Genomic DNA, 26,222 nt, shown 5'->3' on the forward strand with positions numbered 1-26,222 from the left:
CTCCAGCAGTTCTGCCCTGCCCCGGGACTGGGACACAAAATATCCACCCTCCTCTGCCGAGAGTTGAGAGACACGCTGGTCGGTCGGGGCCCTCTTTACCCCATGCCTGTGGTCGTATTCCTTTGCTTCACGCATGGAGCATGTCGCCTGGACACAGTCTCTGGCGGTAGCGTTGGATGGCATGAAACCTCCGGAACCGGCGAACGCGACGAGCCCCTCCAGCGACTCGGTGGCCCCGGGAGTGTCCCCGTCCCCCGGGTCGTGGTTTCGGGAGCGGATGTGGTTAGTCGATCTGCTCGTCGCGTTCGGTGTGTTCTTGTACAACCTGCCGACGATGCCGGCGTCTGCGTTGCACCTGATCGACGATCCGGTAAGTTACGCGACGCTGACGGTCCTGTCGCTCGTCATGTGCGCGATCTACATTCTGCGCCGTCGCTTTCCGCTCGCCGTTCTGGTCGCGATGCTGGCACTCGCGTGCGCTCAGCTGTTGTTCGGCGCGCCGATCATCATGGCCGACATCATCCTGCTGTTCGGCGTCTACACCGTCGCCACGCGCTACGCCTGGACCGTGTCGCTTCCTGCAGCGCTCGTTGTCGTCGGCTGGCTGCTGGCGGTTGTCATCCCGCGGCTGAGCGATGACTTCATCGATGTCGGCCAGCTGGGCGTGCTGATCGTCGTGACGCTGTGGGTGTGGACGTGGGGCACACTGGTGCGGATCCGCCGGCAGTACATGGACGGACTACGGGAGAGGGCCGAGCAGGCTGAGCGCCAGCGGGAGACGAACGCGCGGATCGCGGTCGCCGATGAGCGAGCACGCATTGCCCGCGAGATCCACGACATCGTCTCGCACAGTCTCAGTGTCGTCGTGCTCATGTCCGACGGTGCCGCCGCGAAGGTCGACTCGGAGCCGGAGCGTGCGAAGTCGGCGATGCTCACCGCTCGCGATACGGGCCGGACGGCGCTAACGGACATGCGGCGCATGCTCGGGGTGCTGCGCGATGACGAGCCCGGCTCGCACGCCCCGCAACCGGGCACCGCGCAGCTCGACGCCCTGATCGAGCAGTCCCGTGCCGCTGGTCTGCCGGTGGCTCTGACCGTCGAGGGTGAGCCGGTCTCGGTGCCGGATAGCGTGGGGCTGACGATCTACCGGCTGGTGCAGGAGGCGTTGACCAACGTGCGTAACCACGCCGGACCGGACCTCTCTCGTGTCGCCGTGCTGCTTCGCTTCCAGTCGGCTGAGGTGGAGGTGCGTATCGTCGACGATGGTCAGGGCGCAAGCACACGAGAGAGCGAACAGGCCAGCGGGCACGGCCTGGTCGGCATGCGGGAACGCGTGGCCGCGCACCGCGGTAGGCTCTGCGTTGGTCCGAGCAAGGCCGGCGGCTTCGAAGTCGTGGCTGTGCTGCCGGTGGAGGGAGGACCATGACGGTTCGGGTGGTGCTGGTCGATGACCAGGAGATGATTCGGATGGGACTGCGGATGGTGCTGGAGTCCCAGCCGGGCATCGAAATCGTCGGGGATGCCGACGACGGCGACAGCGCGCTTGAACTGCTGGGGCAGGTCGAGGCGGACGTCGTGCTCATGGACGTGCGGATGCCGCGGATGAACGGCGTGGAGGCGACCCTCCGCATCCGGGAGCGGGAGGGTGCGCCGGAGGTGCTCATCCTGACGACCTTTGACCTCGACGAGTACGCCTACGATGGCCTGCAGGCCGGTGCCTCGGGGTTCCTGCTCAAGGACACGCCGGTCGAAGACATCGCGGCCGCGATCAGTCACATTCACAATGGCGACGCCGTTGTCGCGCCGAGCACCACCAAGCGTCTGCTCGACCACTTCACCCGGTCCCGACTGGAGCTGGCGGGCAACCCCGCCCCCGGTGGACGGTTGGAGGAACTGACGCCGCGGGAGCATGAGGTCCTCCAGTTGATCGCTCGCGGGATGTCGAATGCGGAGATCGCCGCTCATCTGGTGCTCGCCGAGGGCACGGTCAAGGTCCACGTCGGCCGCATCCTCACCAAGCTGGGCCTGCGAGACCGGGTCCAGGCTGTCGTCCTCGCCTACGAGAGCGGGCTCGTCGAGGCCGGCGAGCACTGAGACACCCGGACTGTCCGGATATCACTTCAGGCATACGAGCACAGGGATGTACCTCGTGAGACATAGCCGGAAGATACGCCTATAGCCAGACGATTTCCGGCCGTGATCTGGGGATCGTAGAGGTATGTCTTCCACGATCGTTGCCACCGAGAACCTGACCAAGCGCTACGGCAATCGCACCGTCGTCGAGAACCTCAACCTGGCCATCCCCGAGGGCTGCGTGTACGGGTTCCTCGGCCCCAACGGCTCGGGCAAATCCACGACGATGAAGATGCTGCTCTCCCTCATCCAGCCCACCAGCGGCAACGTCGAGATCATGGGCCAGCCCATGACCCGTGGCACCCGAAGGAGTCTGCTGGGCCAGATCGGCTCGTTGATAGAGTCGCCGCCTGGCTATGCGCACCTGACCGGTGCGGAGAACATGCGCCTGGTTCAGCGACTGCTTGGGCTGGACCGGCAGCAGGTCGATGTCGCGGTGGCCACCGTGCGGCTGCAGGATCAGATGGGCAAGAAGGTCCGCGACTACTCCCTGGGCATGAAGCAGCGCCTGGGCATCGCGATGGCCCTGGCCCGGCAACCTCGGCTGCTGATCCTCGATGAGCCGACCAACGGCCTCGACCCGGCCGGGATCGAGGAGATGCGGACCCTGCTGCGACGGCTGGCGGGTGACGGGGTGACCGTCATGGTCTCCTCGCACCTGCTCGGTGAGATCGACAAGACCGCGACCATGCTCGGCGTCCTCTCCGCCGGGCGGATGATCTTCCAAGGCACCCGCTCGGAGTTGATGGTGGCCTCGACCCCGGATGTCATCATCACCTGTACCGACCCGCAGGCCGCTGCCGCCACGCTGGGCTCGTTCAACGCCCGACTCACCGAGGCCGGCGAGGTCGCCGTGCCCGGCCTCGACGATCGGCAGACCGCCGGCGTCGTCGCCGCACTCGTCGGCGAGGGAATCGGGGTCTACGGAGTGGCCCGCGACGAGCAGAGCCTCGAAGACGTCTTCATGCACCTCACTGCCGGAGGTGGACTGTGAACACCCGCGCCGTGTCCAATGAGTTCGCCAAGATGCGGCACCTGAGAGTCGGTCTCGTCGCCGTGGTCATGGTCGTCGCCGTGCTCGGGCTCTCGCTCTACACCGTGGTGTCCAGCCCGACGTTCAGCCCTGAGGCACCGGGAGCCTGGAACGGGCTGCTGGCAGGCATGTCCCTGGGCATCCCATTGGTCTTCCCGCTGCTGCTGGCGGTGCTCGCCTCGCGCCAGATCGACATCGAGCACCAGGGAAATGGGTGGCTGCTGCAGGCGACCTCCGGACTCACCCCGGGCGGCATGTGCCGGGCGAAATTCATCGCGCTGGGACTCATCGTCACAGCGATCACGATTGGCACCAGCCTCCTGGTCCTCGCGACGGGGAAGCTGCTGGTCGGGATCATCCCGCCTGTCCCTTTCGTCCACTGGGCCGGCTTCACGGGGTGCATGCTCGCCGTCAACCTCGTCGTCCTCGCCGGCCACATCCTGGTCTCGGCGAAGATCGACAACCAACTCGTCGCCCTCGGAATCGGGATCCTCGGGACCATCCTGGCCGTCTTCTCCCAAGGACTGCCCGCCGTCGCCGCGCACCTCACGCCGTGGGGCTACTACGCGCTCGCAATGGCTGCCGACTACCGGGGCAGCGGCTTCGTCGCCCTGCCGCTGCCGTATCCGAGCATCGCCGCCCTGGCCGTGGTTGCCAGCGTTGTGTTCACCATCATCACCTACCGCTTCGACCATCAGGAGGCCTGACATGGGTGCCCTCAACGCCGAACTGATCAAACTCAAGCGCGGGCTGGCCTGGCCAGTCGTGGTGCTCCTGCCCATCGTCCTCGTGCTCGCAGGGGCGGCGACCCAGCTGGCCCGCGGCGGGCAGCCGGAGAACGGGTGGCACACAGTCTGGGTCCAGTCCGTCGTCTTCTACGGCCTGTTCCCGTTAGCGATCGGGGTCGCGATCCTCGGCTCCCTGGTCTGGCGGGCCGAGCACCGCGGCAGCAACTGGAACGCCCTGATGAGCGGACCAACCTCCTCGCTGCGCATCGTCATCGCCAAAGCCGCCGTCGTCGCCGGACTCACCGCGATCATGCAGATCATCCTCCTGGTTTCGGTGGTCGCCATCGGAAAGCTCGCGTTCGGGCTGCCCGGCATGCTGCCCGGCCAGTACGTCGGCATCACCGGGCTGCTCGTGGTCGCGACCATCCCGGTCGCGGCCGTCCAGTCCGCGCTGTCGATGGTTCTGCGCTCCTTCGCCGCCCCGATCGCGGTCGCGCTCGTCGCCGCAGGCATCTCGCTGGCGCTTCTGATGATCGAGGTCCCAGGTGCGATCGCCTCGCCCTACGGGCTCGCCACGCGCACGACCCAGCTTGGCACCGGCATGTTCGCTGACACCGGCACCATCACCGGCGGCGACGTCGTCGCGATCCTCATCGCCGCTGCGATCCTGGCCGTTGCGCTCGTAACGGTCACGACCTGGATCCTCGAACGCCGCGACACCCGCATCTGAGCAGGCTAATCCAAAACTCTCAGACGGGCACCGCGAAGAGCGAGCGTGGATGCAGCTCACCAGGGGGAAACGATCGTCACGCGACCTTCACGATAGGCCGCAGGGGCCCACCGATCGTCGTCGCCAATCGCTCGACCTGTTCCTCGAACGCCTCGCGGGGCGGCGCGCCGTACTCGCCGAACCACAGCACCTCCACCTCGCCGTCTTTGGCCACCCACGTTCCGCTCACGACGCCGCTGGCGATCACTATGTTCGCCTTGCGCGTCACCGAAGCACGGTGTGCCGGCGGGACGACATGCTCGGCCTTGGTGCCCGGCCCGATTGCCCATTGGTCGTGGCCGGGCAGGAACTGCACAGCCTCAGTGGGGCGCGCCTCCATCAGCGCGTCAACGTCCTCACTCGTCACGTAGACGGTCTCGCCCTCGACATCGACGGCCACCAGCTGGTCCTTCATCTCCGCGAGCCAACCCTGCAGGCGCTTGCGGCCGGCGCTGAGTCCTTCACCCAGCCAATAGTGGATGTGGTCATGGGTTGCCGGGACATAGCTGCGCAGGTACGACGTGATCGCGTGTGGTCCGGCCTCGTCGAGGTCCCAGAGTCCTGCCCATCGCGCGATATCGGCAAGCCGCTGGAAGGAGTGCTTCCCGTCTCGTTGTGGCCCTAGGCTCACGTCGCCCTGCCAGGTGAGCGGCTTGATCAGCGTGCCAGCACCATCGTCGAAAACAGGGCGCAGGTGACGGTACGTCTGCTGGCGCGTCACCGCCGTGCCGAGCTCAGCGATGGTGAGCGGTCCCTCCTCGAGAGCTTCCCGCACCGTCTCACGGAAACCGGGCCAGTCGGTTGCCTTCAATTCGTAGTACTTCTGCCAGCTCGGCAGCTCCCACTGCCGTCCGGCCGACCGAAGCGCGAGATAGGCTCCGCCGTCCTCCGGTGTCAGGTAGTGCCTCGCACCTCGGAAGGCGAAGACTTTGATGACCTCTCCGCCGGCGAGGGCGCGCCCGAGCTCTCCGGCATGCGATCGGACCCGGCGTGCCCCGACTGCGTACTCAGCCGAGCCGTCATCCGTCGCCAACACCGCCCCAAGGAGTCGCACCACGTCCGCGACCGAACCGCTTCCCACGGGGTCGAGCAGATGCAGCTACATCCCCCAGGCGAGGACTTGCGACCAGGTGATCGACACCCCCGCAGTTTAACCGGACGACCGGACAATGCCCGATCGCTTACACGTCCCGCCGTGTCTACGGGTGATAGCAGCGCTATAAAATGCCGACCACCAATGAGCCGACTCGTGAGAAGATGGAAGGCCTGACGAATGGAGGAGGACTTGTCACGAGATTCTGACTGCGATCCGGTCAATGGCAAGCACGACAACGAGCTCAGAATTGTCCTCAACCCGCCGCAGGACGACCGTCCGTTCGCAAAACTTCTGCGACACCGCGGGTCGACCAAGTCGTACCGGCCGGCTCACATCGATCTCGAGACTCTCAGCCGGCTCCTGGGAGCAGCGATCGGCTGCGCATCCACCGACCAGCGGCCCTACGGTTCGGCACACGCCAGATACGGGATCGTGGTCACCGTGATTGCCGCCGCCGTTGATGGTCTCGCACCTGCCGCTTCCCGCTACCTGCCCGTAGAGCATGCTCTGGTCCAGCGTGAAGAAGGCGATCACCGCGCCCTCCTGGCACGCGGATCCCTCGACGCAGACTGGTTGACTACCTGCCCTGCCATGCTGCTGCTCTCGGCCGACCTCGCCGCCGCCAACGACTCGTTCGCAACCCAGGAAGCAGGCCGGGGTGAACGCTATTGCTGGTTCGAGGCCGGCCTGATTGCCCAGAACGTCTACCTGTGGGCCGCTGAGAACGCGCTCGGGACCGTCTTCCTCGGCGGCCTCGACTCCGTCAAGATACAGGCTGCGGCACGGTTGGTACCGCCATCACACACGATCCTTGGCATCCACCCGCTCGGCCACCCCGCTGAAGGAGCGACATCCGAATTCTGAGCAAATCTGTTGCCCCACCTACCGTCAGACCGCGCACCAGTGCCAGGGTCGGACTACTCCTTCTCGGTCGAGGCCACGCCAAGGGTGCGTCCTTACGCGATCGATGATGGCGGATGGTGGCCAGTTCGTCCGGCGAGGACCTCCGAGTAGAGACCAGCGAGTCGGTCGACGCCGTCGCGTAGTTCGTTCTCGGGCAACGTGAACGGCAGGCGCAGGTGTCGCTCGAACGCGCCCCCGACCCCGTACCGTGGACCTGCCGCGAGCAGCAGCCCGTGATCCGGGGCGGTGTTGGCCAATCGCGTGCTAACCGGCTCGGCCAAGCGCACCCAGAGACCGACCCCGCCAGCAGGGATGGAGTACGTCGCATCCGGCAACTGCGTCGACAGCGCTGTGCCCAGAGCATTCAGCGCGCAGTGCCGCGCCAGCCGGGGACCTTCATCGCGGGTCCGGCCTCCTGCTATGAGCTCGACTGCTGCCAGCTGCTCGAGGACCGGGTTGCCGAGGTCGAACAGGTTGCGGGAGCGAACCAACCGATCGATGAGCTCCGTGCCGGCCCGTACCCAGCCGACACGCAGGCCTCCCCAGACGCTTTTGGACAGCGACCCGATGGTTACCACCTGCCGGTGGTAGGCGGCCAGCGGCGTCACGGGGGAAAACGGGTGCAGCCCGGCTTCGACGTCGAGGAGGGTTTCGTCGACGATGGTCGGCGACGACAGCCGCATCGAACGGCGCACGTCTTCTCCCATCGTGAGGCCCGTGGGATTTTGGAACTCCGGAATCAGGTAGGTCAGGTCCGCGGAGCGGTTGGCGGCAGAGAACCGCTCGGCGTCCCACCCCTCAGCGACGCTGATCGGTATGATGCGCGCGGAACGGTCGAGGAAGACGCGGATCGCGTTGGGGTAGGTGGGATGCTCGATGACCACTCGACCATTGCGAGGCAGCAATTCATGCGTGACCAGCGCGAGGGCGTGCTGGGCTCCGTGGGTAACCATGATCTGGTCCGGGCCGGTGGGCAGACCCCGTTGGCGGTAGCGGTCAGCGATCGCGCGGCGCAGTTCCCCGACTCCGGCGCGTTCATACCCGTTCCCGGCGAAGTGGCGGGGCATGTAGTCCAACGCTGCGCGGAACGCGGCGTGGATCAATTCGCCCGGTGCCGCTGGAGACGCCGACGAGAAGTCGATGACGTCGGCGACGCAGTGCGGCCTCAAGGTGTCCAGGGCCGTTGCCGGCAGTGTCACGACGGCTCGCGTGCGGGAGTTGGTCTGCAGGAAACCGGAGGCGACCAGGTTGCGATAGGCCGTCGCCGTCGTCGTCCGGCTGACACGCAGGGTTTCTGCCAGGGTCCGCTCGCTGGGAAGCTTGACACCGAGGGCGAGACGGCCGTCGACGATGAGGCGTTGAAGAGCCTCGGACAGTGCCCGATGCGCGGGTCCCGACTCGGGGTGCCACTGTCCGAGCAGGACTGCCAGTGCGCTTGCTTCCACCCTCATCATGCCAGCATCGCCCATCTGGCTATGGAAATAAAGTCCAGTACGGTCGACAGTGGCACGTATGGCCTCTCGTTTCCAAACACTCCGACGGTCCCGACGTGCAGCGAGACCTCTGGTCCGAATGGGGCCGCGTGAGCAGCTTCGGGCCGGCAACTTGACCCGCCGGGTATCCCAACTCCTGGTCGGTCTGATCGGATACGGGGCGTGCGTGATGCTGCTCGTCGAGTCCGGGTTGGGGGCGGCGAGTTGGAACGTGTTGGCTGAGGGGATCGCGGAGAGTACCGGGCTCTCCTTCGGGTGGACGACGAATTTCATCGCGGCGGTGGTGCTCCTGGCCTGGATCCCGTTGCGCGAGCCTCCCGGCATCGGAACTGTTCTCAACGTCATGATCGTCGGAGTCGCCGCTGACGCCACCGCCGCACTCCTGCCCGACCTCGACTCCCTCGGTGCCCGCATGGCGGCCTTCGCCATCGGGCTGGTGGGATTCGCCTTCTTCGACGCCCTGTATCTCGGAGCACAGTTCGGGTCCGGTCCGCGTGATGGGCTGATGACCGGCCTCGTGCACGTGACCGGGAAACCGGTTGCGGCCGTGCGGACCGGGCTCGACATCGTCGTGGCCCTCGTCGGTTGGTCTGTCGGGGGCACGCTCGGTCTCGGCACGATCCTGATCACCCTGTGCACCGGATGGCTCGTCGGCACTGTGCTGCCGTGGGTCACCGTCCGGCTCGAGCACAAGTCCCCTCCCGCAGCCAGCAGGCAGGTCGACCGCGATCCAACCTCAGCCGCAGCGCAGATGATCGAGGATCCTCGCGGATGGCCCCACCGCAAGGCATGGGGAGCCAGCGGAATTTTTCGGGCCACTGACGACGAGGCGTAGTTCTCGACGGTCAGGTCCACACGGTCATGCCTGCTGCTCTTCGCGCGGCTTCTTGATGAACAGCGACAAAAGCGCGGCGGCGAGCACAGTGATAATGGCGACGGTGAACACCGTGTCGAGGGCGTTGAGGAACGTCAGGTGAGCCGCCTGAGTGACCTCGCCTGCGAGTTGGCCACCGAGTTGCTCGCGCAGCTGTTCCTGGGCACCCATGGGGAATCCCAGGGCGATGCTCTCGAGCAAGCCGCCATCGGATCCGAGGTCGCCCGCGACCTCAGTGGGTGCATTGGTCGCTTGCACGGCCTGGGCGAAGGTCTGGGCAACGAGGGTGGAGATGATGCTGCCGAAGACCGCGATGCCCAGGGTCCCGCCCAGCTGCTGAGTGGCCTGCTGGATGCCGGAGGCCACACCGGACTTCTCCTCCGGTGCACTGCCGACGACGAGGTTGATGGCCGGGACCAGCAGGAATCCCGCACCGGCACCGGCGAGCAGTAGCGCAGGGGCCAGCGACAACACGGACGAGTCGGTGTCGAGGCCGAGCAGGATGGCCAGGGAGGCGGTGATGGCACCGGCACCGATGAGCACTGTCCCCCGGCTGCCGAGGCGTTCGGTCGTCCATCCCGCCAGGGGTGAGGCGATGGTGAAGATCGCCGTCAGCGGCAGCATCGCCAGGCCGGTGGCCACCGCCGTTTTGGATTGGACACCCTGGAAGAAGAACGTCAGGTAGAACATGATCGCGAAGAACACGAACATCGTCACCACGCTGAGCACGCACCCGATGGCGAAGGTCCGGTCCCGGAACAGGGTCAGCGGCACCAGCGGACGGGACACCCGGCTCTCGATGGCGATGAAGGCCGCGAGCAGCACCAGACCGCCGATGAGGAAGCCGATCGTGCCCGTCGTCCACCCGTTATCCTGGATGGCGGTGATGCCCCAGATCACGGCGACCATCGATGCCACGAGCGTCGCCGCTCCGGCGAGGTCGAGCCGTTCGCGTGACTGTGGCGGCGAGTGGCGCAGCACCCGAGCCCCGACTCCGACGGCCAGGAGCCCGAAGGGCAGGTTGACCAGGAACACCAGGTTCCAGCTCCCCACGGCCAGCAATGCCCCGCCCAGCAGTGGTCCCGAGGCCAGCGCCGCGGCGGTCACCGCGCCGAAAACTCCCAGCGCGCGAGGAAGTGCGTCGGCGGGGAATGCGGTGCGGATCAGCGCGAGTCCGGCGGGGCCGATCGCGGCGGCGAAGACTGCCTGGAGGACGCGGCCGGAGATGAGCATCTCCACGCTGATCGAGAGTCCGCAGAGCAGGGAGGCGAGCGTGAAGCCGCCGACACCGATCAGGAACAGCCGCTTGTGCCCGAGCCGGTCGGCCACCGTGCCCGCAGGGATCAGCAAACCCGCGAACACCAGCAGATAGCCCGTCGTGACCCACTGGATCTGCGCTGGCGTGGCTTCCAGGTCGGCGGCGATCGACGGGTTGGCGACGGACACGATCGTGCCGTCGAGCTGGATCACCATGATCCCCAGCGCGACCGCCAGCAGGGTCAGCCAGGAACGCCTGGTCACCCGCTGTCCTGTGTCGGCTATGGGGTTGCTGTCGTGTGGCTCTGTCATCACATGTCCTTCCTTGTACGGTGCGCAAGTGCTTACTTGCGCACCGTACAAGGAACTTGCGCACCGCACAAGTGGGTCGTAGAGTTGGAGCATGACCACCGAACGACTCGACCGCAGGCGCGTCATCGACGCCGCCGTCACCCTCCTGGATGCCGAGGGGCTCGATGCACTGAGCACCCGGCGGCTGGGTGCGGCGCTTCAGGCCTCGGCGAATGCGATGTACTGGCATGTCGGCAGCAAGGACAACCTCGTCGGTCTCGCCGCTGACGCCGTCTTCGCCGAACTGGAGCTCGGCACCGACGACAGCGCGCTTTGGCGTGAGCGACTCGCCGCTACCGCCCGGGAGCTCCGCACGATGTTCACCGGCCATCCATGGCTCACCGGTGCATTCGCCGCCTACCCGAACACTCAAGGGCCCGCGCTCCGGCGCTTCCAAAACCACCTGCTCGTCGTCTGCCGACAGGCAGGATTCGAGGGCTTCGACCTCGACTGGGCCGGCGCGACCGTGTTCTCCTTCGTCATCGGCGACGCCTGGGGGCATACCCATTCACCGACCCTGGACGACTCCTCAACCATGACCGCCGACCTGCTCGAGCAGGTCAAGCCCGATCTCGCCGACTACCCGTTGCTGCTGGAGCGCTACACCGCGCTGTCGAACGCCGACCCGGCCACCGTTGACGACTCCAGCTTCGACTTCGGCTTGTGCACACTGCTCGACGGACTACAGACCCACCTCGACCACCAGGACAAGTCAGCGCAACTACACGCGTGACCTCCTCCCCTGCGTGGCGATTTGGTTCGCTTGACTGCGACTGGACTGTCAAGCTTCCAACATGCGTGAGATTGACCTGAGTCCGGTGACCAGGATCGATGCGATGTCGCCGCCTGTGATGGTGCTGGCGTCGGCGAATATGCCTGTGCTCAGCCGAGTCGTGCGAGTGGCCAGTCCGTAGGGCGAGGCGATCCCACACGGAATCCCGATGTTGAGCACCGCCAGCGAGATGCCTGCGGCGACGAGCGCGACCGCGATCAGGGCAGCGAACGACTGCAGGGACATCGAAGCGCGGACTGGACGGCGGCAACCGGGATCGTCACCACCACGAGCAGTCCCACAATGCCTATGTATTGGCCGGGCAGCATGCCGGGCAGTCCGAAAACGAGCTTTCCGATGCCGATTAACGAGGCCAGGAAGATGGTCTGCGTGATCGCGATGACCCCGGCGGCTGGTTCAGTCGTGCTCGGGCGTTGGAGTGTTCGAACTCCTCCAGGCTCGGACACGGCGGTCGGCAGCAAGAGAGGCCACAGCAACGGCAAGGGCGGCCAGCGCCAACAGGGCTCCAATCCAGCTCGGAGCGAGGAGGCCGGCTCCGGAGGAGATGCCGAGTCCACCGAGCCATGGCCCGAGCGCGTTGCCCAGGTTGAAGGCCGAGATATTGCTCGTGCTGGCCAGCGTCGGTGCATGGTCGGCCAGGTTCATCACGCGGGTCTGAAGGGCCGGGTTGATCACGAACGCTCCGACGCCGAAGAGAGCGAGGGTGACCACCATCGCGACCTGGTGACCAGCGGTGAGCGTGAACGCGGCCAGGATCGCTGCGAGGCCGATCAGGCCGAGGCACAATGTGGCCATCAGGGACCGGTCCGCGAGTCGGCCACCGATGAGACTGCCGATGAAGGTGCCGACGCCGAACAGGCCCAGTAGCGGGGCCACCCAGCCGGGGGCGAAGCCGGTGACGTCGGTGAGCAACGGCGCAATGTAGGTGTAGGCGGTGTACAGCCCTGCCTGGGACAGCATCGTGGTGGCCAGTGCCAGCCACACGCGGGTGTTGGCGAACGCGGACAGCTCCCGGCGCAGGTCCAGACCACCTGATTGGGCGGGCTGTTTCGGCACGAGGGTGGCCACGCCGATCAGATCGACGATGCCGAGGACCGCGACCGCGCCGAAAGCAGCCCGCCACCCGATCTGCTGGCCGAGGAAGGTGCCCAACGGCACCCCGGCGATCGTGGCGATCGTCAGGCCACCGAACATGATCGAGATCGCCCGCGCCCGCCGCTCAGGTTCCACCAGATCTGCGGCCAGGACTGCCCCGATGCCGAAGAACGCACCGTGCGCGACCGCGGTCACCACCCTGGCGGCCATCAGCACCTCGAACGAACCGGCGAGCGTGGCGACGACCTCGCCGGCGATGAAGATCACCAGCAACCCGATCAGTGCGGCCTTGCGGGGGATACGAGTGGTCGCGGCGGTGATCAAGGGGGCACCGATGACCACGCCGAGGGCGAACACCGAGATCAGCCAGCCCGCCTGGGAAACCGTCACGTCGAATTCAGCAGACAGCTCGGGCAGCAGCCCGGCGACCATGAACTCCGTGGTTCCCAGGCTGAACACGGTCAGCCCGAGAACGAAGACAGCCACAGGCATCAGGAACCCCTCCCTTCACCCAAGCCGTTCTGCGATCGATCGAGTGCGGTCAATCCGGCCGTGGCGACGCGGACGTCGTCGCTCCAGTGACCGCCGGAGACGCCGATCGCGCCGACCACCTCGTCGTCGATCACGATGGGCAGCCCGCCGCCCATGGACACCAGCCGGTCGATGCCCGTCGGTGCGCCAGCGGCCAGCACGGCATCGGAGGCCAGTGCCTTCGACCACTGCTCGGTCGACATCTGCGAGGCGGCGGCGGTGTAGGCCTTGTCCTGGGCCACCTGCACCGCATTGAGCTTCGCGCCGTCCTGGCGCACGATCACCTTCAGCACGCCCGCGTGGTCTACCACTGCAATCGCGAACCGCAGCTGCGCCTGCACCAGCGCAGCCTCATCGGCAGCAGCGATGATCAGTTGCGCCGACTCGGCGCTGATCGTCGATACGTTCTTCACATCAGTCATGCTTGTGGCTCCTCTCCGTGCGACGGGCGCTGCCCGCCCACGACTTTGTAGTTCCATGTGGAACAACTAGACTAGCCATATGATTCCACATGGAACAACCGCACGCGAAGAACAGCGAAGCCAAGCCGGCGAGGAGCTCAGTCCAAGCGAGCTGGCAGCCTGGCGGGGGATGCTGCGGTTGACGCACCGCCTCCGCCGGGACCTCGGCGAGCAACTCAGCACTCACCACGATCTGTCGATGGCCGACTACGACGTGCTCGTGGCCCTGGCCGCCGCGCCAGACCGATCGATGCGCATGAGCGAACTGGCCGACATCGTCCTGCAGCCACGCAGCAGTCTCAGCCGGATCGTTGGCTCCCTCGAGAGACGTCGACTGGTCCAGCGATCACGCGTCGAAAGTGACGCCCGCGGATCCTCGGCGGCGCTGACCGCTGAGGGCTACCGACTGTTCGCACAGGCGCATCGCACCCACATCGCAGGTGTTCGCCACCGATTTCTCGAACACCTCAGCACTGACCAACTCGAGGATCTCGCCACCGCCTGGAAATGTGTGGACCCCGACGTGGAGCATGGTTGAATTGACTCGATCCTGCTGGAGACGGCAAAGCAGCACATCGTCACCGCGATCGGCGGTAGTGGCCCCGATTTTGTTTCGGCCCGTATCGAGGCAGGCTCCATGGACAGGAAGGGACATTCAGCGGGACCCGCGATAAGTTCGCCGGTAAGCAGTGGGCGTTGTCGCGGCGTCGCGAGCCAGGTGCAGGCGCAGATTTGCAGAGGTGCCCAGCCCGCAGCGACTGGCGATTTGGTCGACAGGCAAATCGGTGGTTTCGAGCAGTCGGCGAGCTTCGAGTAGTCGTTGCGCAGTGAGCCACCGGAGCGGTGTTGTCCCGGTCTCGGACAGGAAGCGGCGAGCAAACGTGCGCGGTGCCCAGCCGGCATGGGCGGCCATCGCGGTGACAGAAATCGGATCGGCAAGGCGTGCCAGTGCCCAAGTGCAGGTTGCAGCCAATCCGGGTGCGGTGGTCGGAGTCGGGCGTTCGACATATTGGGCCTGCCCGCCCTCGCGGTATGGGGCGACCACCATTCGGCGAGCGACATCAGAAGCAGCATCAGCGCCATGGTCGAGTCGAACCAGGTGCAGGCAAAGGTCTAAACCGGCGGCAACGCCCGCACTGGTCATCACTTGGCCCTCGCAGACGTATAACACGTCCGCATCGACGTTGACTTTCGGGTGCCGTACGGCAAGCTCGCCGGAATCACGCCAGTGTGTGGTGGCGCGACGGCCGTCGAGCAGCCCGGCGGCAGCGAGTGCGAATGCCCCCGTGCATACCGAGATGAGACGCGCGCCGCGCTGGGCGGCAGCTTGCAATGCGTCTATCACAGGAGTGGTCGGCGGGTCGTGCGGTGCATAACCGGGAATCACTATGGTGTCGGCATCTTTGAGAGCGGCTATCCCGTGGTTGGCATGGATATCGTACCCGCTTGTTGTCGGGACTGGACCCTGTTCGAGAGCTGCCGTGACGAAAGTGTAGCGATTTCGCTCGTCGTGGTGACCAAAGACTTCCGATGGGATTGCCAGGTCGAAGGCGACAACGTCCGGAAGGCAGAAGGCGACGACAAGGTGCATGCCATCAGTATGGCAGGATACTTTTGAAATGATGCATTTCTGCCTATCGCCGGTGGGCTCTTGACGGGCCACACTGAATGACGTGCCTAGCCAATCAGGCGCACATGACCGCAAGCTTCTTCGGCTGCGGCTCCGAGCACGGGATAAGGCCCTCCAGAATGTGGTGTGGTCTCTGCCCCACGTCTGAACAGGAGATTTTTATGCAATTCATAGATGCAAGTTCTTTCAGCGCCGAGCGCCCGTGGGGTGCCCTCGATGTGGCCGAGATTGACAACGCATCGATCCGGCTGCACTGGACCGATGAGCCATACGTTTGGCATATCAACGACGGACCGGAAGTTTTCGTAGTGCTGGACGGCACGATTGACATGCACTACCGCTCTGAGGGCAACGAGAGGGTCGAACTACTCACTCCCGGCCGAATTTGCTACGCCGAATCCGGCGACGAGCACGTAGCCCATCCCGCTCCCGAAGCTCGCATTCTGGTGATTGAACGTAAGGGGAGCATCTGACCAGATCGTTGCCCCTGAGAATGTTCGTGCCGGCGGGCGTCGTCGATGGGAGAGGTAGCGCAATCGGGAAGTAGACGGTGCTTCTGGCTCAGGCAAACCGAACGGGGGGCAACCCCGCCATGAGGTCATCTAGCCCGGCCTTGATCCGTTCTGGACTCATACCTTGCCGCTCACGCTGGTGGGTGTAGTGGCTTGCAGAAAGTGGTTCGAGTAGGGCTTGAGCCAGGTAGGGCGCATCGGCGTCGGGCCGGGCCTGCCGGATCAGCGCAATGAGATGTTGACGATGAGCCGTGTAGGGGCCGCTTCGATATCGGCGATCGGGTGACATTGTGGCCTCGGCTGCCGCCATCAATGAGCCATAGGTCTCGAGGAGATCAACGTAAGCATGCAGGAACGCTCGAATGCGTTCGACTGCGGGCGCGCCGGGACCCAGCGGCGGTCGCCCGCTAGTCATCGCGTCCTGAAGGCGGTGTTCACGTTCGTCCATCATGGCCTCGACCAGTCCACCCTGGTCACCGAAGCGGCGGTAGACAGTGCCGACCCCGACGCTAGCGGCCGCGGCGACCTCGTTCATCGTCAAGGCCCCGACACCTTTGAGCGCGACGAGTTCCTCGGCGGCGGTGAGAATCCTGGTCCGGTTCCGCGCCGCGTCGGCTCGCTCGGCGCGCGAAGTCGGTGCGCCGGTTCGTTCGCCTGCGGAGGCACTCGTGCTCATTGCCGTCACCTTTGCTCTGTCCGTGATCGTCTTACGTGCTCATCGTACGGCAACCCATTGACATACGGATAGCTATCCGTATAGTAGCAATCGGATAGCAATCCGGATAAGGTTGTGGAGGTGCTCGATGGGTGACATTGGCTTGCTCATGATTCGACTCGTTGTCGGTCTGCTGCTGGCAGGCCATGGAACTCAGAAACTCTTTGGTTGGTTCGGCGGGGCCGGGCCGGCCGAGACGGGACGACAGTTCGCCGCCATGGGATACCGTTCTGGACGCGCTATGGCGGTGCTGGCGGGTTTGAGCGAACTCGGGGCCGGTTGTGCTCTTGCCGTGGGAGTGGCCACGCCATTGGCCACGGCGGCAGTGGTCGGAGTCATGGTCAATGCTGCTGTGGCTGCTCATGGCAAGAATGGGTTGTGGGCGGACAATGGCGGCTACGAGTATGCCTTGGTCATCGGCGTCGTCGCCGTCGGCATCGCCACTCACGGCCCCGGTGACTTCTCGGTCGACGCCCTGGTCGGCATGACCAAGACCGGGTGGGCCTGGGGGCTCGGAGTTGCCGTCCTCGGCGCGGCCTCGGCAACTATCGTTCTGCTATCACGCCAGTCAGAAGAGACCAACAGCGATCCGACCCGCTCGCACGACGAACCTCGGGCGGAGTGACTGGGATGGGCAAGCGACTCCAGCACCCGCACGGGCCCCGCTCTTCTCCCGGCTCTGCAGGCGTGTTCACCCTTGTGCTGCTGTGCGGCGCACAGTTCATGGTCGTGCTCGACACCTCCATCGTGAACGTGGCACTGCCTGCCATCGGAGCAGACCTGAACTTTCACTCCGATGCTCATCTTCAGTACGTGATCTCCCTCTATGCGCTCACGTTCGGCGGATTCCTCATCCTTGCCGGGCGGATGGCGGACATATTCGGCCGTAGCCGCTTGTTCCTTATCGGACTGCTGGTATTCACCGCCGCATCACTGGCGTGCGGTCTGGCGGGCACGAGCGGATTACTGCTGGGAGCAAGGGCGTTACAAGGTGTGGGAAGCGCCATTGTGTCTTCGGCGGCTCTGGCTCTATTGACAACGCAGTTCGCCGAAGGAAAAGCACGTAACACAGCGTTGGGAGTGTGGGGTGCCACAGGCGGGGCTGCGGGGGCATCCGGCATGGTCCTCGGCGGACTGCTGACCTCCGCGTTGGGCTGGGAGTGGGTGTTCTTCATCAACGTCCCAGTCGGCATCACCATCATGATCGCCACACCACGCATCATGCACGCGTGCACAACAGCCTCCCCAGACACACGCCTCGACCTGCTCGGCTCAACCTGCATCACCGCCGCGTTGGGCCTACTGATCTACACCGCAACCCAGATCGAACAGCTCGGCCTGGAGCCTACGACACTTGGGATGTCGCTGGGAGTCGTGGTCTTGATCATCGTCTTCATCGTCGTCGAGCAACGAACGACTCATCCAATACTTCCCTTTCGACTGTTCCGGGTGCCCGGACTCGCCGTGGCCAACATCGTGGTGCTCATTTTGAACTCGATCATTGCCTCGCACTTGTTCTTCACTACTTTGTACGTGCAGAACGTTCTCTCATACTCGCCGCTGCAGACAGGATTCGCGTTCGTGCCTAATAGTGTTCTCGTCGTCGTCGGCGCGAGTATGACCTCCCGACTGGTCCACCGAATCGGAGTCAATTACCTCCTCGCATTTGGTTCGGCTCTTATTGGGATCAGCGCACTCCTGCTGAGCCCGGTACCGTCCGCTGGCAGCTACCTGCTCAACGTCCTGCCCGGGTTCGCCCTGGCCGGCTTCGGTCTTGGCATCGGATTCACCGCTGCCATGATCGCCGCCACCACCGGGGTGCCGACCCGCGATCACGGCGCAGCCTCGGGGCTCATCAACTCCGCCCAACAAGTCGGATTCGCCCTCGGAATCGCTATCATCGTCGCCATCGCGTCCTCAATCGGACGCAACCTCCACCCAAGCGATGGAGGATTTCAAACCGCGATATATACATCCGGCTACCTCCTCGACGCGGCACTCGCACTCCTCGCCACAACCATAGCCCTCATCTTCATTCGCCACTCCAAGCGAGGAAAGTCTCACAGCACATCTGACCCAGCCGATCAAACATGAAACCAACAGGTTCAAACCACCGACAATGAAGGGTCGACCGGTGAACAGGAACTGCATGCAGACCCGAGCCTTCGACCTCAGTCCTGGTCGACGTGTTCACACTGTGAGTCGAAGTCGCCAGGAAATTCGGCAATTCGGCGATGAGTGACCGTCCTTAGACACGACGACTCGATCGGGTACGACCATCGGAGGCTCATTGTCCACTGAGACAGACCCGCACTAAGTGGCAATGACGAGCGAGCCAAACACCAGTGTGTGGACGAAGAAGGAGACGCACATCGTGCCGCTAAGGAGAACCCCACCCTACTGAGTGGTTGCCGACCTGCCCGTAGCAGCTGGCGGCGCTCCTTCACTGTTCGGTAACGTGAAGGCGTGCTTACCGAGGATCTGCGAGAACTTGCCCACGCGACGATGAACCACGCGCGACGGTGGAATGACGACGCCGACCACACCGTGGCCGGCGGATTGCTCACGGAATCCGGACAGGTCGTCCTCGGCCTCAACACGTACCACTTCCTCGGCGGCCCGTGTGGCGAGGTCGCCGCTCTGTCCAACCATGCCTCCACGGTCCCCGATGACCCGATCGTCGCGGTCGCAGCCGCGTATGGTCCGACCGGCGACATCATCGCCCCCTGCGGGAAGTGCCGACAGATCATCCTCGACCTCTCCCCTTCCATCCTCTTCGTGGTGCGAGAGGCTAACGGCCTGACAGCGCGGACTGCTGAGGAGCTCCTGCCCTTCGCCTACGAGTGGCGGGACGCGGAGCGTCCGCAGCGGATCTACATGTGGGAGGGATACGAATCCGCGATCCGAGCTGGCGAGAAGCGCCAGACCATCAGGATCGACGACCCCTTCCGCCCGGGGCAGGCAGACCTCGTGTTCGAGAAGGACGGCGGCGAGGTCGTCAGCATCGCCGCGACCGTCACCGACGTCCGATCTGTGACCCGCAGCGGGCTCACCGACGACGACGCCAAGTGGGATGGCTTCGACACGCTCACCGACCTCAACGCTGCTCTCGATCTGCACTACCCGGGACTGCAGGAATCGAGCACGATCGACATCGTGGCATTCACAGTATCGGAGCAGTGACCGCTCGCTGCCAGACGTCCGATACTGATTCCTTCTGCTCGATAGCAATGTGGGCCCTGGGTTCTCAGGAGAAGCGTGATTCCACACTTCGTACAGATCATACGTAGTCACATGAAATGACTGCAGAGTCGGTCAGATGATCTCCATTGCCGGCCCACAGTGGATTGCGCGGTAGATGTCGTTGCGGAGCTCGTTGGCTTCTTCCGAGGTCAACGTCCGGTCGATCGGTCGCAGCATGATTCGCAATAGCATGTTGCATTGGCCCGGCTGGGTACCGAGCCGGTCACGAGCCGACTCGGGTAGATCCGAATGGGGAGTCCGGCTGAGCACCTCGACAGACTCGATGACCTCAGCACCATCTGCCAGGGCAGTACGGATGACGTCACCCAACGTTTCCTCGTCCTCGTCATCCGGGACCACAACGGAGATGTCCCGTCGCGCATGCGGCAACGGTGAGACGTGCTGCCACGGATCCAGGTGCCGCATCTGCTCGGCGATGCGCGGCTCGGTGGCCCGCAGGTACCGGATGTCGGGAATGGATTTGCGCAGCATCAACGCCCGTTCGAGCCCCATTCCCAGGGCCAATCCTGACCACCGCAGTGGGTCGAGACCGGCACTGCGCAGAACACCGGGGTGGATGCGGCCGCATTCGGCCAGTTCGAGCCATTCGCCATCCAGTCGGACATCGATCTGGCGGCCACCGATAGTGTATGGATGCACCGCGTCGGTGACTGTCCACTCGGCCCCGGGAAGAACGGCTTCGACGAGGCTCTCAATCATGTCCAGCATGTCCTCATCGCTCGTGTCTGAAGTCTCGCGAATGCGCCACAGGTCGACCTGGTGCGGTTCGCCGACGTGACTGCGATCAACGACGTCGCGGCGATAGACCAGTCCGGGAACCACGAGGAGCTCGTCGACTCCGTCGCGAGCAGCATATGATTCCAGAGCGGCCGGGACCTCAGCGCTGGTGTGACTGCGCAGCATGGCCGTCGGACTGACATAACGGGTGTACCGACGATCACGGGTGACGTCGGCGGGGTCATACCCGAGGCGGTCGTAATTGTCCCTGACGGCGACCACGGGCGGGTTGCGCACGTAGCGGACGGTGCAGTTCCATCGGTCCCGTAGGGCCGAAACGACTGAGGTCAGGAGTTGCTGGATTGCGTGTTCGCCCTGGTCGGGGTCGGTGAGGTCGCGCAGAGCAAGCGCGCGCTGAATCTGGGTGGGCGTGAGGTGCGAGTTGGACATGGTGAGTCTCCGAAATCAGGTAGGCCGTGAAGGATGTACTGATTCCCCCGACCGTGCCTGCGGAGACCCGGCGACTATCGGCGCGCGTGAAGGACCCCGCGGCCGTCTCCCGGCCGGGGGTCAATAAATCGCTGCTGCCAACTCACATTCACAAGAGTATCAGCAGCAACGTCACGAGCGAGCGTGCTTAGCAGATCGCGGCGTCGATGAGAATCGAGCCCGTGTTGCTTCTTCTAGAGTCGCGACTGAACAGTAAAACGCGGTCCGCGAGGTCTCCGAAGCGGTTTAGCCCTCACGTCGCATTGTCGCCAATCAGTCTGACGCGGTCGGAAAGCGGCCCGGTGGCGTTTACAGGAAATGGTCAGGTTCAGCCCACGGGAACGTTCAGGGGGAACCGGCCTACGGTCGTCGTATGCCGATGTTGAGAATTGAAATTGCAGCTACTGATCAGATCGAAGCCAAGCGCATTCAGTCCGTCTACCAACGCGGAGAACGAATTATCAAGCTTGATGACGAGGCCACTGACGAAGCGTGGAAGGCCGGGTATACACCTGTAGGTCGTCCTGTTTTCGTCGGTCTCACGAATGGTGAACCACTGATGTATCGATTCGACGTCCCCGTTGAAACGTCGGTTCGATAGCCCACGCTATTGCGGGACAGGACGTTCGTGACGTCGCCATTCGGGGCGCTTGGCTTCGTCGCGGGGCGGCGCTTTCGCCTCGGTTGTTTGGGTCAGCGTTCGGGCAATCTGCCTCTTTTTCTGCGCTCATGGATACATTCTGGTAACGAATTACAGGTGATTCCTAGAATTCGTGATAACTCGTTTCTGATTCAACAACGTCAGTGATACTTTCAAAATACTAAATAGGAGCGGGCCACCCGAAGCAACCGAGTGACCCGCACGACAACGCTGAATAGGAGCGCCGTCATGAAGAAGATTACCGCATGGGCGAAGTCCCACAAGATCGCCGCAGTTTTCATTGGTGCAGGAACATTCGTTTTTGCAGTGTTCGCGGCACTGTTGGTTTCTGGGTTGATCCTCATGGCAAACGGGTACAAAGCTGAACCTGTTGCTGAGGTCACACAGGAGGCGGCTAAGAAGGTCGACGAGTCGAGAGCCGAGGAGCCGGTAGAGAAGCCAAAGGAAACGAAGGCACCGGAACCGAAGAAGGCCGAGTCTCCGAAGGTGGAGAAGCCCAAGCCCTCATCCAAAGCTGAGACGGTGAAGCCGAAGAAGGCGGACCCCGTTGACCCACTCACGAAGCGTCTTGTCGCCGCTCAGAAAGATCTCGACGTCTGGTTTGAAGAATGCGACTGGGACAACGATTTCATCGACAGAGGCATAGCTCAGTATGCAACTGGGGTCTGCGAGTCCAAAAGTATTGGTGTGATGGTCTCGGGCAGCGACGTGCAGGCGGAAATTTTCATGGAGGGTGTGGCAGAAGAGGCACCTCTGGGTAAGTACTTCATTGATGACGGTATGGCGGTGTGGTCCCTTGACGATGGCGCACTCAACCAGGCGTGGGATGCACTCGGTGCACCAGGCTTCCCCAAGGACATGTCGGACCTCGTTAAGTAACACACGCCAATTAGGAGAGTCACCGTGTCCAAGCTCAAGTCATGGTTCAAGTCGGAGTTGCCGTCTCAGAAATACAACGGATCATTCGGTGGTTCGTTCCTCGACGGATTCCGCATTCAGTACCGCACGAAGACAGGTTTCGAGAAGCTGCCCACAGCTGGACTTACGGCGACTGTGCAGGACGGCGCGAACGTCGGAACCTATGTGAGCGCAAAACGTGTTGTTGCCGGAGGCGTGCTGTTCGGGCCGCTCGGTGCTGGCGTAGGTGCGCTGATTCGTAAGAACCAAAATGAGATTCACGTGGTGTTGGAGCGTGACGACCAGATCATTGGAACGATCAGTGGTAGCGCGAAGCACACTGCAAAGGCTCGGACGTTTGCCGAGAAAGTGAATGCGTCGTCTTCCGATCCTGGCAATACTGGTGAGGTGGAGTCGTGAACTACGGATACGCTCAGCGCCCGCCTGGAGCACTGTGCTCCACTAGCCTCGGGGTTTCATGATTAGGAGCGTCCAGGACCCGGACAGAGAGAAGAAAAGTGCTCCTGACCAGGGATAATGATGTTTGCGACGACATCAATATTCTCTGGAAAAGGAGCACTCTCAGAGTGAAGCCTACCCGCACCTATCCCCGCCTGCACATCGATAACGCACCCAGCAACGCCCTCGGCCACGCCGGTGGCCTCCTGCTCACCGAAACCGTGCACACCAGCGGCCTCGACCACCATCTGAAAACGGCGCTGGCACCGTGGAAGAAGCCCTTCGCCGTTCATGATCCAGCCAAGGTCCTTCTCGATCTCGCGATCACTCTCGGACTCGGTGGTGACGCCCTGTCCGATACCACAGCGGTCCGCGACGAACCTGATCTGTACGGGCCGGTGGCATCGAATCCGACGATCACCAGGATCGTCCAAACCCTGGCCAGCGACGTCGACCAGGCGCTAGCAGGCATCAACCAAGCGCGGGCGACAGCCCGGACCCGCGTGTGGGAACTGGCCGGTCCACACGCCCCGAACCACAACGCCGATGCCCAGGATCCATTGATCATCGACATCGATGCCAGTCTCGTCACCTCACACAGCGAGAAAGAAAACGCGAAACCCACCTACAAGAAAGGGTTCGGATTTCATCCCCTGCTCGCCTTCATCGACCACGGCGACTGTGGCACTGGTGAACCCGTGGCCGAGTTGCTGCGTCCTGGCAACGCGGGATCGAACACCGCTGCTGATCACATCAGCCTGGTCAAACTCATTCTCGACCAGTTGCCCGGGGCCAACCCTCGCCCGGGCAAGAGTGTCCTCATCCGCACCGACACCGCTGGGGGCACCCACGACTTCGTTGAGTTCCTCACGAAGCGGCGTCTGTCGTACTCGGTGGGGTGGATGCTGCCAGAACACACTCCAGAACTGTATCGCCAACTGACGGAACTCGGTGCTTGGGAGCCAGCCTATGACACCAATGGGGACCCCCGCGACGGTGCTGATGTGGCCGAGCTGACAGGGGTGCTCGACCTGACCGGCTGGCCGGAAGGAATGCGAGTCATTGTCCGCCGTGAGCGTCCTCATCCGGGCGCGCAGTTGCGCTTTGATGATGTCGACGGGTATCGGGTCACCGCGTTCGTCACGAACACGACAGGCGCTCAGCTGGCGGATCTGGAAGTCCGTCACCGATCCCGGGCTCGGTGTGAGGATCGGATCCGCATCGCCAAGGGCTCCGGGTTACGTAACTTCCCGCTGAAGGGATTCGATCAGAACCAGATCTGGTTGGCTGTCATCGCTTTGGCTGGAGAGATCGAGGCGTGGAAGTCGTTGTTGGCGTTTCCGGACCACGAGATCCGCCGGTGGGAACCAAAGAAGTTGCGTATGCACGTCTACGCAGTCCCGGCGACGATCGCGAGGACAGCCAGGCGGACCGTGGTGCATATGAAAGAAACTGCCCGCTGGGCCGGGGCCATCGTTGCTGGCCTCGACCTGTTGCGGAGTCTGCCGGGGCCAGCCCCAGGATAGAGCTTGGGTGTCCGTGTTCGTTCGAGTTGAGGAAAGGGCTGGGGTTGGATCCCCGCCACGCCGTGGCGACACACGGCGATCGTGTCATGCTCGAATGGCAGAATCAGTGTCAGCACGCGGCAACGGAGCCGGAATCATGAACGACAGCCAGTCGTGAAAAATCGAGGCTAGGGGAGAACATGTGAAAAGCGTAAAGCTTTGCGCGGTCATGGTGGCCGCTGCGTTGACATTGGCAGGTTGCGGACAAGCACCGGGGAGCAACGAAGCTCAGTCGACGGAGGAAGAAGCGGTTGAGCCGATTGCGGATTACAGCGGGCCTCCAGTGCAATCACAGAACAACTGGCCGTGCTTCACCGTGGCGGAGGTCGGTTCTCAGTTGTCCATGGGATGGGAGCTAGTTGTAGCCGCTCGGGATGCTCCTGACCAGAAGAGCTACATCGACGATCTCTCGGATGATGGAGAAGATCTCATTGGTGACATTGAAGACGATCTCTCCTGTAGCGGAGCAACACAGCTAGCTGACTTCAATCTCGGAGTGGCGACTCTCAATATCGATGTGGCTCTGGATGAGGACACTGATGAACAGTATGAGGAGATCGCAGAGTACGGGAATGAGCTTCTTGATATCTCCGACGAAGAAGGTTACGAGTGGGACTATGAGTTCGTGACTGATGTATCGGAAATTGGTCTGTAATGGGTTGGTCTCGCAAGAAGAAGCACTCCCGGAGAATGAAGCTACATAAAAAGGATGACGTAGTAAATGTATTCGATAGGGCGTCTTATCCGACTCCCTCTAGTCACTACCCCCAAGAACGTTTCCAATGACCAGTTTGCCTCCGACTCAGGACATGCAATTCCCCCCGAAGCAGCACCGCCGCTCGAAGCGGAATTATTGGCTGATTCCCCTCACATTTGTTGTCGGTATCGGTCTCGGCATTGGCGGTACGTCCCTCGTTTACTACACGACAGACTCAATGGATGAGTCGGCTTCGCCGCAGTCTGCTTTCGACTCACCGGATGCGTTGGGCGAGGAAGCAGACACCGAGGACTCGCCCGAGGTGGAGCCTGACTACAGTCCTGTGGCTAGCGATTTCGAAGTTGAGCTGATCGTGAAAGAGCAGGAGTGCTTCGGCTCAGCGGGGTGCAACGTCAACTTGCGCGTTGAACCGAGCTACGTTGGTACGGAAGTCCCCAGCGGTCAGTGGGAAATTACGTATGAGGTGACTGGCATCGAAGATGAGCCTCAGATCCAGACTTTCACGTTGGACGGATCAGAGTTTTCGTATCAGCCCGAAATTGACGTCCAGACTGTGAGTCGGTCATCTGAACCTACGGCTGAAGTTACCGACGTCTACGAAGGGTACTGAGGCTCCCGTTCGCGAGTTCTGACCCATGAATCTCTCGAAAGACTCGTTGGAACGTCTTTCCAGTCCTCAGCTACCAACAGAGCCCGGGAGGGGTTATTCGGGTGCCGATAAGAGTGCGCGTACGATCCTCTCAGTCTGAGCCGAGGGACCGGATCCACCGGGCTCTTCCTTGTGGTCCGCATGCGACGTCGAGGGGGCTGCGGAATCGGTTGAACATGTAAGAGCTCCTCATTTTTCAGATGACGGTGATGCCCCCATTCTTCCATGCTGGTTTGCCGGTGTTGATTTCCTCGATGCTCCGGCTCACGCGACGGTCGACGTTGTCCATGCCCTGATAAAAGCCCTTACCAGAAATCCCCAGGCGATACCCATGGCACTCCGTGTCTGGGGTGAGCGACACTGTATTCATGGGGTGTGGTCAGCGAATCTAGCAACATAGGCAGAGTCAGACTTGCAGCGGTCGCGAGT

28 protein-coding genes are annotated in these 26,222 nt (G+C 63.3%); 18 read left to right on the forward strand and 10 right to left on the reverse strand.

Annotated features, from left to right (window positions below; all coding sequences use genetic code 11):
• Positions 1-181 precede the first annotated feature (181 nt).
• The 5 genes from BLT92_RS05335 (at position 182) to BLT92_RS05355 (ending at position 4,624) form a co-directional block, all read left to right on the forward strand.
• Positions 182-1,426, forward strand: coding sequence for a sensor histidine kinase (locus BLT92_RS05335; protein WP_092108814.1), 1,245 nt, complete (start codon positions 182-184; stop codon positions 1,424-1,426).
• Positions 1,423-2,094 carry a response regulator gene (locus BLT92_RS05340; RefSeq protein ID WP_092103826.1) on the forward strand — a complete coding sequence of 224 codons (672 nt, stop codon included), beginning with the start codon at positions 1,423-1,425 and terminating at the stop codon, positions 2,092-2,094. The genes BLT92_RS05335 and BLT92_RS05340 overlap by 4 nt, the downstream gene beginning before the upstream one ends.
• A gap of 124 nt (positions 2,095-2,218) precedes the next feature.
• Entirely contained in the window at positions 2,219-3,127 is a 909-nt protein-coding gene (locus BLT92_RS05345) for an ABC transporter ATP-binding protein (RefSeq protein ID WP_092103828.1), read from the forward strand.
• Complete coding sequence (locus tag BLT92_RS05350) at positions 3,124-3,873, forward strand: ABC transporter permease (RefSeq protein WP_092103830.1); 750 nt, start codon at positions 3,124-3,126, stop codon at positions 3,871-3,873. The genes BLT92_RS05345 and BLT92_RS05350 overlap by 4 nt, the downstream gene beginning before the upstream one ends.
• Position 3,874: 1 nt before the next feature.
• Positions 3,875-4,624, forward strand: a complete 750-nt coding sequence (locus BLT92_RS05355; protein WP_092103832.1) for an ABC transporter permease — start codon at positions 3,875-3,877, stop codon at positions 4,622-4,624.
• A 76-nt stretch (positions 4,625-4,700) separates the two neighbouring features.
• Here the strand turns inward: BLT92_RS05355 and BLT92_RS05360 are convergent, their stop codons facing one another.
• Complete coding sequence (locus tag BLT92_RS05360) at positions 4,701-5,744, reverse strand: DNA glycosylase AlkZ-like family protein (RefSeq protein ID WP_197679668.1); 1,044 nt, start codon at positions 5,742-5,744, stop codon at positions 4,701-4,703.
• Positions 5,745-5,948: 204 nt separating this feature from the next.
• Here BLT92_RS05360 and BLT92_RS05365 point away from each other — a divergent pair, with 204 nt between their 5' ends.
• Positions 5,949-6,623, forward strand: coding sequence for a SagB/ThcOx family dehydrogenase (locus tag BLT92_RS05365; protein ID WP_157691337.1), 675 nt, complete (start codon positions 5,949-5,951; stop codon positions 6,621-6,623).
• A gap of 92 nt (positions 6,624-6,715) precedes the next feature.
• On the opposite strand, the gene BLT92_RS05370 is transcribed toward BLT92_RS05365, so the two are convergent.
• Complete coding sequence (locus BLT92_RS05370; RefSeq protein WP_172802556.1) at positions 6,716-8,113, reverse strand: aminotransferase-like domain-containing protein; 1,398 nt, start codon at positions 8,111-8,113, stop codon at positions 6,716-6,718.
• A gap of 121 nt (positions 8,114-8,234) precedes the next feature.
• Between BLT92_RS05370 and yczE the strand changes: the two genes are divergently transcribed.
• Positions 8,235-8,990, forward strand: a complete 756-nt coding sequence (yczE, locus tag BLT92_RS05375) for a membrane protein YczE (protein WP_456236399.1) — start codon at positions 8,235-8,237, stop codon at positions 8,988-8,990.
• 24 nt (positions 8,991-9,014) lie between these two features.
• Here yczE and BLT92_RS05380 read toward each other — a convergent pair whose 3' ends face one another.
• Entirely contained in the window at positions 9,015-10,598 is a 1,584-nt protein-coding gene (locus BLT92_RS05380; RefSeq protein ID WP_092103838.1) for an MFS transporter, read from the reverse strand.
• 91 nt (positions 10,599-10,689) lie between these two features.
• On the opposite strand from BLT92_RS05380, the gene BLT92_RS05385 reads away from it, so the two are divergent.
• On the forward strand, positions 10,690-11,370 hold the full coding sequence (locus BLT92_RS05385; protein WP_092103839.1) for a TetR/AcrR family transcriptional regulator: 681 nt from the start codon (positions 10,690-10,692) through the stop codon (positions 11,368-11,370).
• A gap of 48 nt (positions 11,371-11,418) precedes the next feature.
• Here the strand turns inward: BLT92_RS05385 and BLT92_RS05390 are convergent, their stop codons facing one another.
• The 3 genes from BLT92_RS05390 to BLT92_RS05400 all read right to left on the reverse strand — a co-directional run bounded on the left by BLT92_RS05390 (position 11,419) and on the right by BLT92_RS05400 (position 13,478).
• On the reverse strand, positions 11,419-11,655 hold the full coding sequence (locus tag BLT92_RS05390; RefSeq protein WP_092103840.1) for a hypothetical protein: 237 nt from the start codon (positions 11,653-11,655) through the stop codon (positions 11,419-11,421).
• Between the two features lie 171 nt (positions 11,656-11,826).
• Positions 11,827-13,017 (reverse strand): Cmx/CmrA family chloramphenicol efflux MFS transporter, encoded by a 1,191-nt coding sequence (locus tag BLT92_RS05395; RefSeq protein WP_092103841.1) that lies wholly within the window; start codon positions 13,015-13,017, stop codon positions 11,827-11,829.
• Entirely contained in the window at positions 13,017-13,478 is a 462-nt protein-coding gene (locus BLT92_RS05400) for a GlcG/HbpS family heme-binding protein (protein ID WP_092103843.1), read from the reverse strand. Before BLT92_RS05400 ends, BLT92_RS05395 begins: the two co-directional genes overlap by 1 nt.
• Before the next feature lie 79 nt (positions 13,479-13,557).
• On the opposite strand from BLT92_RS05400, the gene BLT92_RS05405 reads away from it, so the two are divergent.
• On the forward strand, positions 13,558-14,055 hold the full coding sequence (locus BLT92_RS05405; RefSeq protein ID WP_092103845.1) for a MarR family winged helix-turn-helix transcriptional regulator: 498 nt from the start codon (positions 13,558-13,560) through the stop codon (positions 14,053-14,055).
• 117 nt (positions 14,056-14,172) lie between these two features.
• Here BLT92_RS05405 and BLT92_RS05410 read toward each other — a convergent pair whose 3' ends face one another.
• Positions 14,173-15,108: a DJ-1/PfpI family protein gene (locus BLT92_RS05410; RefSeq protein WP_092103847.1), complete on the reverse strand. Its 936-nt coding sequence runs from the start codon at positions 15,106-15,108 to the stop codon at positions 14,173-14,175.
• A 104-nt stretch (positions 15,109-15,212) separates the two neighbouring features.
• Between BLT92_RS05410 and BLT92_RS05415 the strand changes: the two genes are divergently transcribed.
• Entirely contained in the window at positions 15,213-15,620 is a 408-nt protein-coding gene (locus BLT92_RS05415) for a cupin domain-containing protein (RefSeq protein WP_231939038.1), read from the forward strand.
• A gap of 88 nt (positions 15,621-15,708) precedes the next feature.
• Here BLT92_RS05415 and BLT92_RS05420 read toward each other — a convergent pair whose 3' ends face one another.
• The gene (locus BLT92_RS05420; RefSeq protein WP_092103849.1) at positions 15,709-16,335 is read right to left on the reverse strand and encodes a TetR/AcrR family transcriptional regulator; all 627 of its coding nucleotides are present in this window, start codon (positions 16,333-16,335) and stop codon (positions 15,709-15,711) included.
• A gap of 127 nt (positions 16,336-16,462) precedes the next feature.
• Here BLT92_RS05420 and BLT92_RS05425 point away from each other — a divergent pair, with 127 nt between their 5' ends.
• From BLT92_RS05425 to BLT92_RS05435, 3 genes are all read left to right on the forward strand, one after another.
• Positions 16,463-16,999 carry a DoxX family protein gene (locus BLT92_RS05425; RefSeq protein WP_092103851.1) on the forward strand — a complete coding sequence of 179 codons (537 nt, stop codon included), beginning with the start codon at positions 16,463-16,465 and terminating at the stop codon, positions 16,997-16,999.
• 5 nt (positions 17,000-17,004) lie between these two features.
• Complete coding sequence (locus tag BLT92_RS05430) at positions 17,005-18,468, forward strand: MFS transporter (protein ID WP_092103853.1); 1,464 nt, start codon at positions 17,005-17,007, stop codon at positions 18,466-18,468.
• A 372-nt stretch (positions 18,469-18,840) separates the two neighbouring features.
• A complete protein-coding gene (locus tag BLT92_RS05435; protein ID WP_172802557.1) occupies positions 18,841-19,557 on the forward strand; it encodes an ASCH domain-containing protein in 717 nt (238 codons plus the stop codon).
• Between the two features lie 132 nt (positions 19,558-19,689).
• On the opposite strand, the gene srmL is transcribed toward BLT92_RS05435, so the two are convergent.
• Positions 19,690-20,805 (reverse strand): PheS-related mystery ligase SrmL, encoded by a 1,116-nt coding sequence (gene srmL, locus BLT92_RS05440; RefSeq protein ID WP_092103856.1) that lies wholly within the window; start codon positions 20,803-20,805, stop codon positions 19,690-19,692.
• A gap of 928 nt (positions 20,806-21,733) precedes the next feature.
• On the opposite strand from srmL, the gene BLT92_RS05445 reads away from it, so the two are divergent.
• From BLT92_RS05445 to BLT92_RS05465, 5 genes are all read left to right on the forward strand, one after another.
• Positions 21,734-22,384, forward strand: a complete 651-nt coding sequence (locus BLT92_RS05445) for a hypothetical protein (protein WP_092103858.1) — start codon at positions 21,734-21,736, stop codon at positions 22,382-22,384.
• 24 nt (positions 22,385-22,408) lie between these two features.
• Positions 22,409-22,822, forward strand: coding sequence for a hypothetical protein (locus BLT92_RS05450; protein ID WP_092103860.1), 414 nt, complete (start codon positions 22,409-22,411; stop codon positions 22,820-22,822).
• A gap of 167 nt (positions 22,823-22,989) precedes the next feature.
• Positions 22,990-24,387, forward strand: coding sequence for an IS1380 family transposase (locus BLT92_RS05455; protein WP_092103861.1), 1,398 nt, complete (start codon positions 22,990-22,992; stop codon positions 24,385-24,387).
• A gap of 181 nt (positions 24,388-24,568) precedes the next feature.
• Positions 24,569-25,081 carry an LptM family lipoprotein gene (locus BLT92_RS05460; RefSeq protein ID WP_092103863.1) on the forward strand — a complete coding sequence of 171 codons (513 nt, stop codon included), beginning with the start codon at positions 24,569-24,571 and terminating at the stop codon, positions 25,079-25,081.
• A 127-nt stretch (positions 25,082-25,208) separates the two neighbouring features.
• Positions 25,209-25,754, forward strand: coding sequence for a hypothetical protein (locus BLT92_RS05465; protein WP_157691338.1), 546 nt, complete (start codon positions 25,209-25,211; stop codon positions 25,752-25,754).
• Between the two features lie 235 nt (positions 25,755-25,989).
• On the opposite strand, the gene BLT92_RS20355 is transcribed toward BLT92_RS05465, so the two are convergent.
• A complete protein-coding gene (locus tag BLT92_RS20355) occupies positions 25,990-26,163 on the reverse strand; it encodes a hypothetical protein (RefSeq protein ID WP_157691339.1) in 174 nt (57 codons plus the stop codon).
• Positions 26,164-26,222 lie beyond the last annotated feature (59 nt).

The sequence above is a fragment of the Brevibacterium picturae genome (assembly GCF_900105045.1).
In the GTDB taxonomy this organism is placed as follows: domain Bacteria; phylum Actinomycetota; class Actinomycetes; order Actinomycetales; family Brevibacteriaceae; genus Brevibacterium; species Brevibacterium picturae.